This is a genomic window from Kurthia populi (assembly GCF_042686175.1).
GTDB lineage: Bacteria > Bacillota > Bacilli > Bacillales_A > Planococcaceae > Kurthia > Kurthia populi.
Genome location: NZ_JBHUOR010000023.1, coordinates 68,991 through 84,208, shown reverse-complemented (window position 1 = coordinate 84,208; position 15,218 = coordinate 68,991). Strand labels below are relative to the sequence as shown.

General features: G+C 40.3%; 17 protein-coding genes. All 17 read right to left on the bottom strand.

Annotation, left to right across the window (positions count from 1 at the left end):
- Positions 1 to 27: 27 nt before the first annotated feature.
- The 17 genes from ACFSY7_RS04375 to upp all read right to left on the bottom strand — a co-directional run bounded on the left by ACFSY7_RS04375 (position 28) and on the right by upp (position 15,119).
- Entirely contained in the window at positions 28 to 324 is a 297-nt protein-coding gene (locus tag ACFSY7_RS04375; protein ID WP_380146979.1) for a DNA-directed RNA polymerase subunit beta, read from the bottom strand.
- Between the two features lie 21 nt (positions 325 to 345).
- Complete coding sequence (locus ACFSY7_RS04370; RefSeq protein WP_380146978.1) at positions 346 to 1,191, bottom strand: flagellar hook-basal body protein; 846 nt, start codon at positions 1,189 to 1,191, stop codon at positions 346 to 348.
- 13 nt (positions 1,192 to 1,204) lie between these two features.
- Positions 1,205 to 2,041, bottom strand: coding sequence for a flagellar hook-basal body protein (locus ACFSY7_RS04365; protein WP_126990929.1), 837 nt, complete (start codon positions 2,039 to 2,041; stop codon positions 1,205 to 1,207).
- A gap of 16 nt (positions 2,042 to 2,057) precedes the next feature.
- Positions 2,058 to 3,071, bottom strand: a complete 1,014-nt coding sequence (mreB, locus tag ACFSY7_RS04360) for a rod shape-determining protein MreB (RefSeq protein WP_380146977.1) — start codon at positions 3,069 to 3,071, stop codon at positions 2,058 to 2,060.
- 310 nt (positions 3,072 to 3,381) lie between these two features.
- Positions 3,382 to 4,689 carry a UDP-N-acetylglucosamine 1-carboxyvinyltransferase gene (gene murA / locus ACFSY7_RS04355; protein WP_380146976.1) on the bottom strand — a complete coding sequence of 436 codons (1,308 nt, stop codon included), beginning with the start codon at positions 4,687 to 4,689 and terminating at the stop codon, positions 3,382 to 3,384.
- 316 nt (positions 4,690 to 5,005) lie between these two features.
- Positions 5,006 to 5,251: a DUF1146 family protein gene (locus ACFSY7_RS04350; RefSeq protein ID WP_380146975.1), complete on the bottom strand. Its 246-nt coding sequence runs from the start codon at positions 5,249 to 5,251 to the stop codon at positions 5,006 to 5,008.
- Between the two features lie 580 nt (positions 5,252 to 5,831).
- On the bottom strand, positions 5,832 to 6,239 hold the full coding sequence (locus ACFSY7_RS04345) for a F0F1 ATP synthase subunit epsilon (RefSeq protein ID WP_380146974.1): 408 nt from the start codon (positions 6,237 to 6,239) through the stop codon (positions 5,832 to 5,834).
- 25 nt (positions 6,240 to 6,264) lie between these two features.
- On the bottom strand, positions 6,265 to 7,689 hold the full coding sequence (gene atpD / locus ACFSY7_RS04340; protein WP_020189107.1) for a F0F1 ATP synthase subunit beta: 1,425 nt from the start codon (positions 7,687 to 7,689) through the stop codon (positions 6,265 to 6,267).
- Positions 7,690 to 7,740: 51 nt separating this feature from the next.
- Positions 7,741 to 8,595 carry an ATP synthase F1 subunit gamma gene (gene atpG / locus ACFSY7_RS04335; RefSeq protein WP_020189106.1) on the bottom strand — a complete coding sequence of 285 codons (855 nt, stop codon included), beginning with the start codon at positions 8,593 to 8,595 and terminating at the stop codon, positions 7,741 to 7,743.
- Between the two features lie 44 nt (positions 8,596 to 8,639).
- Positions 8,640 to 10,160, bottom strand: coding sequence for a F0F1 ATP synthase subunit alpha (atpA, locus tag ACFSY7_RS04330; protein ID WP_126990933.1), 1,521 nt, complete (start codon positions 10,158 to 10,160; stop codon positions 8,640 to 8,642).
- A gap of 29 nt (positions 10,161 to 10,189) precedes the next feature.
- Positions 10,190 to 10,726, bottom strand: a complete 537-nt coding sequence (locus ACFSY7_RS04325) for a F0F1 ATP synthase subunit delta (RefSeq protein ID WP_020189104.1) — start codon at positions 10,724 to 10,726, stop codon at positions 10,190 to 10,192.
- On the bottom strand, positions 10,723 to 11,247 hold the full coding sequence (gene atpF, locus ACFSY7_RS04320; RefSeq protein WP_020189103.1) for a F0F1 ATP synthase subunit B: 525 nt from the start codon (positions 11,245 to 11,247) through the stop codon (positions 10,723 to 10,725). The genes ACFSY7_RS04325 and atpF overlap by 4 nt, the downstream gene beginning before the upstream one ends.
- 212 nt (positions 11,248 to 11,459) lie before the next feature.
- On the bottom strand, positions 11,460 to 11,681 hold the full coding sequence (gene atpE, locus ACFSY7_RS04315) for a F0F1 ATP synthase subunit C (RefSeq protein ID WP_020189102.1): 222 nt from the start codon (positions 11,679 to 11,681) through the stop codon (positions 11,460 to 11,462).
- A 76-nt stretch (positions 11,682 to 11,757) separates the two neighbouring features.
- Positions 11,758 to 12,471, bottom strand: coding sequence for a F0F1 ATP synthase subunit A (gene atpB, locus ACFSY7_RS04310; RefSeq protein WP_380146973.1), 714 nt, complete (start codon positions 12,469 to 12,471; stop codon positions 11,758 to 11,760).
- A gap of 36 nt (positions 12,472 to 12,507) precedes the next feature.
- Positions 12,508 to 12,879: an ATP synthase subunit I gene (locus ACFSY7_RS04305; protein WP_020189100.1), complete on the bottom strand. Its 372-nt coding sequence runs from the start codon at positions 12,877 to 12,879 to the stop codon at positions 12,508 to 12,510.
- Positions 12,880 to 13,364: 485 nt separating this feature from the next.
- Positions 13,365 to 14,471 (bottom strand): non-hydrolyzing UDP-N-acetylglucosamine 2-epimerase, encoded by a 1,107-nt coding sequence (gene wecB, locus ACFSY7_RS04300; protein WP_020189099.1) that lies wholly within the window; start codon positions 14,469 to 14,471, stop codon positions 13,365 to 13,367.
- An 18-nt stretch (positions 14,472 to 14,489) separates the two neighbouring features.
- Positions 14,490 to 15,119 carry a uracil phosphoribosyltransferase gene (gene upp / locus ACFSY7_RS04295; protein ID WP_020189098.1) on the bottom strand — a complete coding sequence of 210 codons (630 nt, stop codon included), beginning with the start codon at positions 15,117 to 15,119 and terminating at the stop codon, positions 14,490 to 14,492.
- Positions 15,120 to 15,218 lie beyond the last annotated feature (99 nt).

The window sequence follows — 15,218 nt, the reverse complement described above, 5'->3', positions numbered from 1 at the left end:
TTACCTGATACTAATAGTATACCATAATTAATCCATTTTACCATTCATGATGTCAAAGATGTGCGTCCATGTTCCAGGGGTTAATACTTGTAATGGATTACCATCACCAATCACACCATAGCCAATCATTGAGCCTACTAGCGCCACGACTAAAAATAATACAACAACGATTAAAATTCGTGTAATCCATGAAGCAAATCCAATCGATACGACGGGTTGCTCTGTTAGCACATCTTGTGGTAGCTCCTCTTGTACGCGTTTTTCTTTCTTCACTTTACGATCCTGACGCTTTTGCATACGCGTTTGTTTTGTTTCCTCTGTCATTCAAATAACTCCTTCATTCTGTTATCGAATGCTATTTACAAGTCCCATCATTTGGTCCGCCATCGAAACGGTACGAGCATTAAATTGATATGAGCGCTGTGTTTGAATCAAGTCACTCATTTCCTTCGATGTATCAACATTTGACGATTCAATCACACCATTTTCAAGCGCAATTTGATTTCGATTATTACCAACTAATTGTTCCATCGCTCCATCAACGTCTAGGTCGCCAGCATTTTCAGGAAGTGTAAAATACGTGCCTGATAAATGCGATAAGATTTCTGGACGGTTCACTTTTGTGACACTAAATGCAATACGCTCTGTTGAGCCATCTGTATACGCCACTTGCATGACACCGTTATTGTCCATGCGAATGTCCTTTAAATCACCTTTAAATTGAATCGGCTCGCCATCTGCATCGAGCACATCGTTACCACTTTCATCGACTAAATTTGACGTGCCATCGTCATTTGCAGACAATTGGAAGTCCCCTTGTCTTGTCCAAACAATTTGTGCTGGCTCGCCATCTAGCTGGTGATTATTCATTTGCACATTGAAGAAAAGATTTTCATCGGTAAAGGCAAAATCCAAGTAGCGATCTGTCGTTTTTAAGCTCCCTTGCTTCGTTACAAGCTGTGTTTGCGCAATTTGCGCGCCAACGCCCATACGAATGCCTAAAGCTGTCTGACGAGGTGCTTCGTCTGCCTTGTCATTGTTAAATTGTTGATATAATAGCTCACCAAATGTAGCATTCTTAGACTTATACCCTGACGTATCTGTATTCGCCAAGTTATTCCCAATAATATCAATTTTCGATTGTAATTGCGACATTGTATTCGCTGCTGACAGCATCGTACGATTAACCATTTATTTCTGCCCCCTATACTTTCCCAATCTCATTAACCGCCTTATCCATACTGCGGTCATAAGCTTGTAGCATTTTTTGATTCGCTTCAAATGAGCGATAAGCGGACATCATTTCGGTCATTGTCGAGCCTGCATCAACATTTGATTGCTCAATATAGCCTTGTCGCATAGAAAACGCAATATCATTATCATCATACGCTGATGTTAATTCATTGCCATCCTCTGTATAGTATAACCCATTATCTTGTTTTATTAACCTATCCGGGTCTTCTACATATGCGACGTCAATTTGCGCAATAAGTTCATTATTTTCGAGTACGCGACCATCCTCTGTGATTGTATAATCATCTGATGTCACTCGAATCGGCTCTCCTGTTGTTGATAACACATAGTTACCGCCCGATGTTACGAGCGAGCCTTGGCTATCAACAGTAAAGTTCCCATTTCTAGTATACGCTTCCTGGCCATCTGTTTGTAGACGGAAATATAGCCCACCTGTGCGGCTTCCATCGCCTCGAACTGGTAAATATTCATCAACTAATGCGACATCTGATTTTAAATCCGTTTGCACTAATTGCCCCTGTGTATAATCCGGAATCGTTTCCTGCATATAGACACCCGTTCCGAGTGTACCGATTTGCTGGACGGACATAGGATTAAAACCATTTTGTAAATTGGCCTTTCCGTTTTTCTCAATTGCTGACAGCAGCATATTCGGAAATGCGCGCACCGTCGATTGATCCGCCTTATAGCCTGGCGTTGATGCATTTGCAATATTATTTGAGAGCATTTCTGTACGGCGCTGCTGTGCAATCATCCCTGTTGTAGCTGTGTAAAACCCTTTAAACATCGTTTATACCTCCTCGTTAAGCCTCAATCGTTTTTTTCGTTTTTGAAATACGGTCCATATTTTCTAATAAAATACCGGTGCCATCCGCTACACAGCTCATGGCATTATCCGCCACAAATACCGGTACGAATAATTCGTCAGTTAATAGTTGGTCTAAGCCATGAAGTAAGGCACCACCACCTGTGAGCATAATGCCGCGGTCAATAATATCCGCTGATAGCTCTGGTGGTGTTTTTTCGAGTACATTTTTTGCGCCTTGTACGATATGTCGAATCGAATCGCACAGTGCGTCAAAAATTTCATCTGAAGAAATTTGCACCGTACGTGGTAAGCCATTCATCATATCTCGTCCACGAATGTCTGTCACTTCGCTGCGAAGACCTTTCACAGCGGTCCCAACCTCTATTTTAATACGCTCTGCCGTATGTTCACCAATCAATAATTTATACTGTTTTTTAACGTACTCTGCAATATCGGCATCAAATGTATTGCCGGCAATTTTTAAGGACTGTGATGTCACAACGCCACCTAACGATAACACCGCAATATCCGATGTACCGCCACCAATATCGATGACCATATTGCCGTATGGCTGAAAAATATCCATCCCAGCGCCAACCGCAGCTACCTTAGGCTCCTCTTCTAAGAAAACCATTGCACCACCTGCATGTTGTGCCACATCACGAATCGCTTTTTGCTCAACTTGCGTCACATTTGTTGGGCAGCAAATTAAAATACGGGGTTTTTTTGACCAGCGTCCACCTAAATTCAGTGAGCGAATAAAATGCGTCAGCATCGCCTCTGTCGTATCAAAATCTGCAATAACTCCGTCTTGTAGAGGGCGAATTGCTATAATATTACCTGGCGTACGGCCAACCATTCGTCTCGCTTCTTCACCAACAGCTAATACTTTCTTTGTTTTTTGATCTAGCGCTACGACTGAAGGCTCATTTAATACAACACCCTGTCCTTTAACATACACTAATACGTTCGCCGTTCCTAAATCGATACCGATATCATTTGAAAACATCCTCATGTTTCCCCTTTCATGTCGTAAATAATCTATATTTCGTCAAAACATTCATTGGATTCCATACGTAACTCACACTAGTGTATCATAGGTATTAAAGACGAATATAGAGTATATTTAGTGAAATTTATAAGGCTTTCATACGCAAAACGTTAGTTATCACAACGAAATTAGTCCTAATATATCAATATTAAATAATAGTTATCTACTCTATGTAAGGCTTAAGATATAAAAAAGAGAGATTGGCAACGGCCAACCTCTCTAGACACTTCTTAGCTTTAGTTAAAATTTAAAATAAATAATAGCGTGATTAAGCTTTTTGAAGTTCTTTTTCGTCTGTAGTTTCTGTTTCAGTGTCGATACGTTCAATATCTGCACCTAAAGCTTTTAATTTACCGTGGAAGTTTACATAGCCACGATCTAAATGTTTTAGTTCAGAAACGCGTGTTACGCCTTCTGCTACAAGACCTGCAAGAATAAGTGCTGCGGCTGCACGTAAGTCAGTTGCTGCAACTTCTGCGCCTTGTAATTGTGTAGGACCTTCGATTACTACTGAGCGACCATCAATTTTCGCATTTGCGTTCATACGACGGAATTCTTCCACGTGCATGAAACGATTTTCAAATACAGTTTCAGTCACCATGCTGCTACCTTTAGCAACTAGCATTAGAGACATCATTTGTGATTGCATATCAGTTGGGAACCCAGGGTGTGGAATTGTTTTTACATCTGTTGCTTTTAAAGGATGTGTTGCGCGAACGCGAACGCCACCATCTTCAAGTTCTGTAATTTCAACGCCCATTTCGCGCATTTTCGCTACTAGAGCTGTCATGTGCTCAACTTCTGCATTTTCAACGATAACATCGCCACCAGTAATTGCTGCGGCTACCATGAAAGTACCTGCTTCAATACGGTCTGGAATGATGCTATGTGTTGTACCGTGTAATGTTTCTACACCTTCGATACGGATTTTGTCTGTACCTGCACCAACAACTTTACCACCCATTTCGTTGATAAAGTTTGCAAGGTCAACGATTTCTGGTTCGCGTGCTGCGTTTTCGATAACTGTTGTACCATCTGCAAGTGCTGCGGCTGTCATTAAGTTTTCAGTTGCGCCAACTGATGGGAAGTCCATATAGATTTTAGCACCTTTAAGACGACCATCTGTTGTCGCTTCTACATAACCGTGACCCATTGTAATTTTAGCACCCATTAATTCGAAACCTTTTAAGTGGATGTCGATTGGACGAGAACCGATTGCACAGCCACCTGGCATTGCTACACGAGCAAAACCGTTACGAGCTAATAGTGGACCCATTACTAAGATTGAAGCACGCATTTTACGTACAAACTCAAATTGTGCCTCCGAGTTAATTTCGTTAGATGCATCGATATTTACAATGTTTGTTTCTGGATCGTATGATAATTCTGCATTTAAGCTTTTTAACACTTCATCAATTGTATATACGTCTGATAAGTTTGGTACATTTTTAATTATATTTTTTCCTTCTGATGCCAGTAATGTTGCAGCAAGTACTGGTAATACAGCGTTTTTAGCGCCCTCTACTCGTACTGTACCGTTCAAAACATTGCCGCCTTTTACAACGATTTTTTCCACTTTTTTGTCCCTCCGAATGTATTTATATCAAAAAAATTTTCATCATCTATTCATTATTCATTATTAATGTCTGTTGTCAATTATTAGTAGCAAAACACATATAATGATACATGGTTTTCTATGGATTGACAAGCATCCAAAACACCAATTTCAATTAGCCTTTATAAATTTTAACATAAATCTATTACCGATGCCTACTTCCATCATATTATTCCCCAGGAAATAGTAAATTATTCATGTCATATAAAATTAAACAACTTAGGTTATAAGAAAAAAATTTTCAATCAGGTTTCTATTATATCAAAATATAAACGGTTTACGAAAATAAATAACTAAGCTGCTTGGCCCACCCTGTAAATTCCAAGAAAACCCTAGATGCCGCTCCTCCGATGGCAATACTTAATAGAATTAAAATGAGTCGCGTTTGAAAGACATGATTTTTTTTGAAAAACTGGCTGTACATTAAACTTTGTAATCCATAAAATGTAATTGCCATGAAAAAGATATGTGACAATAAACTGAACAGTGCGTTCTGCCCAATTAATGTAGAGATCTCACCCATACTACTTAACCTCCAATTCATTATGATTACCTAGTTTAAAAAATAGAAACTCGACTAATTGCTGCTTAAGACATAGTCGAGTTTTTTTGAGTTTCTTCTATATTATATTCTAATGGATTTGATGTATTTTTTCGACAGAAAGCTTCGGAAAGAAAATTGACTTTATCCGCTAATTCGTAACAATGTTTTCCCTCTCTATTACGATGTATTCATTCCTTCATATACATATTCTTTGAGATGGATTTTCCTGTGGTTAGTTGCTTCTATATAAAGGAAGTTTTTTTGTAGTACGTTAAAAGGAACTGACTGAATCCTAATGCTTTTATAAAGGAGGTTCTGCTAAAACCGCCGCATCCCTGCGGCAACGCAGAACGGCTTCCATCCATTTTTCTATGTGGTTCTGCTAAGTTCGCTCCCGTCCTAGGAGCAACGCAGAACTATTCGCATCCGGAAGAAGATGAGGTTCTGCTAAAACCGCCGCGTCCCTGCGGCAACGCAGAACTATTCACGTCCCTGTGAATAAAAAAAACGAGTAGATCCCGGCCGGAAATCTACTCGTTTTATATAGTAAGCACAGAGCTTAAATGTTACCCTCTTTAACGTTGATACGATTTATCGCGCGGTTAAGAGCTAACTCAGCGCGCTTAACATCGATGCCGTCTTTTTTCGCTTGCAGGCGTTGTTCCGCACGTTTAAGTGCTTCTTTCGCACGAGCAAGGTCAATATTTTCGGCAACTTCAGCAGATGGTGTAAGAATAGTAACTTGTTCAGGACGGATTTCTACAAAACCGCCAGTAACAGCTACTAATTCCGTTTTATTGTCCGCAGTTTTCACGCGTACAATACCAATAGCAAGTGGTGCTACTGTAGGAATGTGACCTGGTAAGATCCCCATTTCCCCAGATGTAGCACGAACACTTACCATTGCAGCTGCTGAATCGTATACAGGACCGTCAGGAGTGACAATGTTGACTACAGTGGTCTTCATATTTTCTTCCTCCTAGTCCCTTTGATTAAAGTGTTACGCCTAAGCCTTTAGCTTTTTCGATAACGTCGTCGATGCCACCAACTAAGTGGAAAGCTTCTTCAGGGAATTTATCGTATTTACCTTCAAGAATTTCTTTGAAACCTTGAATAGTATCTTTCACGGCAACAAGAGAACCTTTTTGACCAGTGAATTGTTCTGCTACGTGGAAGTTTTGAGATAAGAAGAATTGGATACGACGTGCGCGGCCAACTAATACTTTATCGTCATCAGATAATTCATCCATACCTAAGATAGCGATGATATCTTGTAATTCATTGTAGCGTTGTAATGTTGATTGAACTTTACGAGCTACGTCGTAGTGTTCTTGACCAACGATTTCAGGTGCTAATGCACGAGAAGTTGAAGCTAATGGGTCAACCGCAGGGTAGATACCCATTTCAGATAATTTACGTTCAAGGTTAGTTGTTGAGTCTAAGTGAGCGAATGTTGTAGCTGGAGCCGGGTCAGTGTAGTCATCGGCTGGTACATATACCGCTTGAATAGAAGTAACAGAACCTTTGTTAGTAGAAGTGATACGTTCTTGTAATTTACCCATTTCAGTTGCAAGAGTTGGTTGGTAACCTACAGCAGAAGGCATACGACCTAATAATGCTGAAACCTCTGAACCTGCTTGAGTGAAACGGAAGATGTTATCTATGAATAGAAGTACGTCTTGACCCATTTCATCACGGAAGTATTCTGCCATTGTAAGACCAGAAAGTGCTACACGCATACGAGCACCTGGTGGCTCATTCATTTGACCGAATACCATCGCAGTTTTAGTGATAACGCCTGCGTCAGTCATTTCGTAGTAAAGGTCATTACCTTCACGAGTACGTTCACCAACACCAGCGAATACTGAGATACCGCCGTGACCTTTGGCGATGTTGTTGATTAATTCTTGGATTAAAACGGTTTTACCTACACCGGCACCACCGAATAGACCGACTTTACCACCTTTGATGTAAGGAGCTAATAAATCGACTACTTTAATACCTGTTTCAAGAATTTCTACTGAAGTAGATAATTCATCGAATTTTGGAGCTTCGCGGTGAATTGGATCGCGACGAACTGAAGCTGGTACTGGTTCTTTACCTGCTTCTAAATCGATTGGATCGCCTAGTACGTTAAATACGCGGCCTAGAGTTTCTTCACCTACTGGTACTGAGATTGCAGCACCTGTGTCAGTTACGACTGCACCACGACGTAAGCCATCAGTTGATGCCATTGCGATCGTGCGGACAGCGTTGTCACCTAAATGAAGAGCTACTTCTAATGTAAGAATAGTAGGTTCTTCGTTAGGTTTGTTAATTTCTACAGTTAGCGCGTTATAAATTTCTGGTAGTGTACCTTCGCCGAATTGTACATCGACTACGGCACCCATAATTTGAAGAACGTGTCCTGTGTTCATTATGCGTTTCCCTCCTATCAAAATCTACAGGGATCAGTGCATAGTGAGAGCCTATTCTAAGGCAGCTGCACCTGCAACGATTTCTGTAATTTCTTGTGTAATCGCCGCTTGACGCGCGCGGTTATACAATACTGTTAAGTCATTAATTAATTCTTTAGCGTTGTCTGTTGCGTTTTTCATTGCTGTCATACGTGCAGCATGTTCACTAGCTTTCGCATCTAATAATGCACCGTATACTAGGCTTTCCGCATATTGTGGAAGTAATACTTCAAGGATTTCTTCGCCTGATGGCTCGAATTCGTAAGAAGCATTTGTAGTAGCTGGTGCGATATCAGTGATTGGTAGTAATTTGCGTTCAGTGAACACTTGTGAAACGGCATTTTCGAAATGCGCATAACACATTACTACTTCATCAATTTGACCATCTGTGAACATACCAACAGCAGTACGAGCAATACGTTTAATGTCAGAGAAAGCAGGTTGGTCTGGTAAACCGATTTCAGAATCGACTACGTTATAACCTTGTTTCGTGAAGAAGTCTGATGCCATACGACCTACTGCGAAGATGACTGCTTGATCTTTCGATTGTTTGCGGTCTTCCATTGCAGTGATTGCTGTACGAATTGAATTCGTATTATAAGCACCAGCAAGTCCACGGTCAGAAGCGATGACGATATACGCCGTCTTCTTAACAGGACGTTCTACTAACATTGGGTGAGAGGCAGCTGTACCGTTAGCGATTGCAGCTACCACGTCTTGAATTTTATTCATATATGGAACGTATTTTTTCGCGTTACGCTCTGCACGTGCCATCTTAGAAGATGATACTAAATGCATTGCTTGCGTAATCTTTGAAGTAGACTTCGTAGAGTTAATACGTTGTTTGACCTCACGTAATGTTGCCATTGATATTTCACCACCTTATTATTTTAAGTTAGTCACAAGAAAGATTATTCAGCTGAACGAGCGAAAGTTTTTTTGAATGCTTCAATAGTAGCTTTCATATCTTCATCTGCTGGAAGACCTTTAGTATCTTTGATTTGACCTAAAATGTTTTTGTGGCCTGCATCGTTAGCATCTAACCATAAGTTGAATTCGTTTTCGAAACGTACGATATCTTGTACCGGAACGTCATCTAAGAATCCTTTAGTTAATGCGTAGATGATTGCAACTTGTTTTTGAACTGGGATTGGTTTGTTTAAGTCTTGTTTTAAAACTTCAACAGTACGTTTACCACGTTCTAAGCTACGAGTAGTCGCTTCATCTAAATCTGAACCGAATTGTGCGAATGACTCAAGTTCGCGGAAACGAGCTAAGTCAAGACGTAATGTACCGGCAACTTTTTTCATTGCTTTGATTTGCGCAGAACCACCAACACGAGATACAGAAAGACCTGGGTTGATCGCTGGGCGTACACCAGAGTTGAATAAGTTAGATTGTAAGAAGATTTGACCATCTGTGATAGAGATTACGTTTGTTGGGATGTAAGCACCGATATCACCAGCTTGTGTTTCAACGAATGGAAGAGCTGTGATTGAACCACCGCCGTAGTTTTCGTTAAGACGAGCTGCACGTTCTAATAAACGAGAGTGTAGGTAGAATACATCACCAGGGTAAGCTTCACGACCTGGAGGACGACGTAATAATAATGACAGTTCACGGTAAGCTGCTGCTTGCTTAGAAAGATCATCATATACGATTAATACGTCTTTACCTTGTAGCATTAATTCTTCCGCCATTGATACACCAGCATAAGGAGCTAGGTATAACATTGGAGATGGAGAAGATGCTGCTGCAGTAAGAACGATTGTGTAGTCTAATGCACCGTGTGCACGTAAAGTTTCTACTAAGTTACGAACTGTAGATTCTTTTTGACCGATAGCAACATAGATACAAATAACATCTTGGTCAGCTTGGTTGATGATTGCATCAACTGCTACAGATGTTTTACCTACTTGACGGTCACCGATGATTAATTCACGTTGACCACGGCCAATTGGAACTAATGCATCGATTGCTTTGATACCTGTTTGTAATGGTTGGTCTACTGACTTACGAGCCATTACACCGAAAGCTGGGCTTTCGATAGGACGAGTTTTTGTTGTGTTGATTGGACCTAATCCATCAACTGGTAAACCTAATGTGTTTACAACACGACCAATTAGTTCTTCACCAACTGGAACTTCCATAATACGGCCTGTACGTTTTACTTCGTCGCCTTCTTTGATACCATCACTTGGACCTAGAATAACGATACCTACGTTATTTGCTTCTAAGTTTTGTGCCATACCAAGAACGCCTGTAGAGAACTCTAAAAGTTCGCCTGACATAACGTTATCAAGACCGTGAACACGAGCGATACCGTCACCAACAGTGATGATTGTACCTACTTCGCTTACTTGCATTTCAGATTGGTAATTTTCCATCTGCTGTTTAATAAGTACACTGATTTCTTCAGCTTTGATGCCCACGTTTGTCACCTCTCAAAATTGTTTTCGGATTATCCGATTAATGTACGTTTTAAGCTTTCTAATTTAGTAGCAATAGTGCTGTCATAAATTAAATTACCTACTTGTACTTTGATACCACCAAGTAATGATGGATCGATTACATTTGTAATATGAAGCGTATCTTTGCCAACTTTTTTAGCAAAAGTAGCTGAAATACGATTAAGTTCATCTTCAGTTAGGGTAGTTGTTGAATAAACAACAGCTTCCGCAGCACCAGATGCATTGTAAGCAAGTGTCATGTACTCGCTAATGATTGCTGGTAACTCGTGGATACGACCCTTATCAAGGATTACTTTAAGTGCGTTAAGCACGATTTGCTCTGCGCCAGCGAAAACTGTATCAAACAGTTGACGTTTTTGCGTAGCTGGGATTTGAGGAGAATCTAATAAAACCATAAGGCCATTATCTTCGCCTAAAACCTTTTTGATTTCTGCGACGTTAGCTGTAACAGCTTCAACAGAATTCGTAGAGTTCGCTAATTGAAAAAGTGCTTCGGCATAGCGTTTAGCTGCTGGTGATTGACTCATCGAGCTTCCCCTGCCTTCGCAATCGTTTCTTCGATAAGAGCACGATTATCTTGTTCAGATACTTCTTTAGAAAGAACTTTAGAAGCAGCAAGTACTGAAAGTGATACCACTTCTTCACGTACTGCAGCGATAGCTTTTTCACGTTCTGCTTCGATATCACGTTTAGCAGATTCTTGTAAACGCACAGCTTCATTTTTAGCTGCAGAAACAATCTCTTGTTTTTGCATTTCAGCTTGTTTCTTAGCGTTTTCAACAATCGCTTGTGCTTCGTTTTGAGATTTGTTTAAAAGGCTACGTTGTTCTTCTAAAAGTTGTTGAGATTCTTGACGATTCTTTGCAGCTTCGTCTAAATCATTTGCGACTTGTTCTTCACGTTTTTGCATGATACCCATTAAAGGACCCCATGCAACTTTCTTAAGGATTGCCATTAAGATAATGAACATGATAAGGGTAAATGCGATATCACCCCAGTTCACACCTTGGTGTCCGGCAGCTCCTAGTACTAGATGATCTAGAAACACGATTGTTTCACTCCCTTCAAGAGCTTATAAAATTCATTGTTACACACACAAATCTTACATGTTATAAAAAGTAAAACACACTTGTTCTACTAATAGTTAAATCAAATGAGCTACGCCTAAACTATCGCTAGAAACCTTGTAACTCAGAAGGTTATTGGAAAAACATAAAGGAATGGCGAAGGAATACTTCGCCATCTTTATCGTAATTGAAATTATTTGTTCATTACGATGAATGCGATTACTACCGCGATGATTGGTAATGCTTCTACTAAAGCGACACCGATGAACATTGTTGTTTGTAAAAGACCTTTTAATTCTGGTTGACGAGCGATACCTTCTACTGTACGACCTACGATAAGACCGTTACCAATACCTGCACCAAGTGCACCTAAACCAACTGCTAATGCTGCTGCGATTAAACCTAAACCTGCCATTGTAATGTTTTCCTCCTTGGAAATAATAAAATTTTTTTTGGTTGTCAGCTGCCTAGTTTCCTAGACAATTTTTATACTAATGGTCTTTGCTCACTTTGTGAGACATGTAAACCATTGTTAACATAACGAAAATGTACGATTGGATCGTACCGATGAAGATTGAGAAACCTTGCCATGCTAATGTTGGAATGATTGCTGCGATAATACCAGCACCGCTCCACATGCTTGCAAGACCTGCAAGTAAGCCTAAAAGAACCTCACCTGCGTAGATGTTACCATAAAGTCGAAGACCTAATGTTAACGTGTTGGCAAATTCCTCGATCAATTTGATTGGGAATAACCACCACATCGGTGTGAAGAATGTTTTCGCGTAGCCGCCAATCCCTTGTGCTTTAATACCATAGTAGTTAGAAAGAACAATGATCATGACTGCAAAAGTTAATGTAATTGCTGGATCGGCTGTAGGTGATTTCCACCATAAGTAACCATCAATTTGGACTGAGAATGGTAAACCTAACATATTTGCTACGAAAATAAACATGATTAATGTAATCCCTAGAATATGGAATTTACCACCTGTTTTCCAGTCCATGTTGCTGCCGATAATGCCTCTTACGAAGTCCATTAACCACTCCATAAAGTTTTGCATACCAGTTGGCTTCATTGCTAACTTACGTGTCGCAAGGACAGCGATTAATAATACGATTAAACAAGTAATTGTAATCATCATTAAGTTAGCTGGATTGAAACCTAATCCCATGAACTCTCTGTACGGATTTAAGTGATTCATTTCTGTGTGTTCACCTCTCTTTCGAATGCGCCGAGCTTATTGGTTTTTTAAATGAAATACGATCCTGTCCACTAATAGCAGAACGTACGGAATCATTAATCCAATGATCGTGCCGCCAACGCTAATATACTGCGGATACGTGAGCGCAAGCGCAACACCTAACACACCAGAAGCGAAGCGAATAAGGGTACCTAAAGAACGCGTCTTTTTCCCCTGCTCTACATTACGACCAAAGCTTTCCATTTTCCGGACCAGATTCCAAAAATTAAATAGACCGCAAAGCGCACCTACTGCGAGACCAGCGAATACTTGTTGATATGTCGTAAAAAACCAGCCTAACGCGCATACGAGAAGAAACAAAAGAACAATCTTTTTTAATCTTCTATAAATGAGATGCATTTCTACCATTGGCCTTTAATCTCCTGAATCTTTTTTCGAATGATGGAAGTACTAGCTGACCACCGGTAAGTTACCGGATAAGTAGCATTAAACTACAAATGCGGGAGGGAAACGAGCTCCCTATATGTGAGCGCTAAGCTTTTAGGAAACCCTTTTCATTCTTTTAACGTCTAAAGAAACACCAATAAATATGCGAATAATCGTATTTTTTCTTCAAAAATAGGTATTCCCACATCCTAGTGACTTTTCCGATAAAAGATAGAGTAGAGCCATAATAAGCTTAACCATTTTTAACCCTTTGTTAGCATACAATAGTGAATATTTCATGTCAATTGCTTAGAGTGAAAAACTTCACAAGCAAATAACTTTTGTCGATTTGTTGACAAATTTGTGTAAAATTTAAGAAACGTTGTTATAACAACGTTTCTTAAACACCTTAGCGAGCTTTTTTCCTACATTGAAAAGAGAGAACACGCTGTCTTTTTCACTAACTATTATTGTAAGAAAGTAATTAGCGCTTTTACAATACGTTCTGACGCATGTCCATCCCCGTATGGGTTTGAGGCATGGGCCATTTTTTTATAGGCTTGCTCATCTGTCAGCAATTCTGTAGCTAATCGGTAAATTTGTTCCTCATCAGTACCCGCAAGTTTCAGCGTTCCTGCCGAGATCCCTTCTGGCCGTTCCGTCGTATCTCGTAAAACGAGTACCGGCTTCCCTAGAGAAGGTGCCTCTTCTTGTACACCACCAGAGTCCGTCATAATCATGAAGGACTTAGCAGCAAAGTTATGGAAGTCGAACACATCAAGTGGTTCGATTAAGTGTACTCTGCTCTCCCCCCCTAGTACGTCTGTTGCGATTTCTCGCACGACAGGGTTCAGATGAATGGGATACACAACTTCCACATCCTCGTGATCTTGAAGCAGGCGCTTAATCGCCCCGAAAATATGACGCATCGGTTCGCCAAGATTTTCACGACGATGTGCTGTCAGTAAAATCATGCGCTCCCCTACTAGCTTCTCTAAAATCGGATGCGTGTACGAATCGTCGACCGTCGTCTTTAAAGCATCGATGGCTGTATTGCCTGTAACGACGATTGCGTCTTCCTGCTTATTCTCACGAAGTAAGTTTTCTTTTGCTTGTTCAGTTGGTGCAAAATGAATATCCGCCATGACACCTGTGAGCTGACGATTCATCTCCTCAGGGTATGGTGAATATTTATTGCCCGTGCGAAGTCCTGCTTCTACATGCCCGACTGGGATTTGATTGTAAAATGCTGCAAGACTTGCAACAAATGTCGTTGATGTATCTCCATGTACAAGCACGATATCTGGACGAGCTTCTTTCATTACAGCATCTAGCCCCTCTAAGCCACGTGTTGTGACATCGATTAGCGTTTGACGAGCTTTCATGATGTTCAGATCATAATCTGGTGTAATCTTAAACGTTTCAAGCACTTGGTCGAGCATTTCTCGATGCTGTGCTGTCACCGTCACGATTGTTTCGATTTCTTCGTGCTTTTTCAGTTCTAGTACGAGTGGGGCCATCTTAATGGCTTCCGGTCTTGTTCCAAAAACTGTCATGACTTTCAACTTCGACATTTCTACACCGTCCTCTAATTATTTAGTACCGAATAAACGGTCTCCTGCATCACCTAAACCAGGAACGATGTAGCCGTGGTCGTTTAATTTTTCATCTTTTGCTGCGATGTAAATATCAACATCTGGGTGTGCTTTTTGAAGTGCTTCTACGCCTTCTGGAGCTGCGATTAGGCACATGAATTTAATGCTTGTCGCACCGCGTTTTTTAAGTGAGTTGATTGCTTCAATTGCAGAACCACCTGTTGCTAACATTGGGTCAACAACGTAGAAGTCACGTTCTTCAATATCTGCTGGGAATTTTGCATAGTATTCCACTGGTTGTAATGTTTCTGGGTCACGGTATAAACCAATATGTGCTACTTTTGCAGCTGGGATTAGTTTTAACATACCATCTACCATACCTAAGCCTGCGCGTAGGATTGGCACGATTGCCATTTTTTTACCAGCTAAAACTTTTGTTTTTGCTGTTACAACTGGTGTTTCTGTTTCCACTTCTTCAAGCGGCATATCACGTGTAATTTCAAATGCCATTAATGTAGCAACTTCGTCTACTAGTTCACGGAATTCTTTCGTACCTGTATTTTTGTCACGAATAAAAGTTAATTTGTGCTGAATTAATGGATGGTCAAAGACGTATACTTTACCCAAGGTTAAACACTCCCTATAAATAATTATCTTATCTATTATAGCAGAAAAAGCGCTTTCTTTTATGTCATTTCAATGGAAAATCAATTTTATGCCAATGAA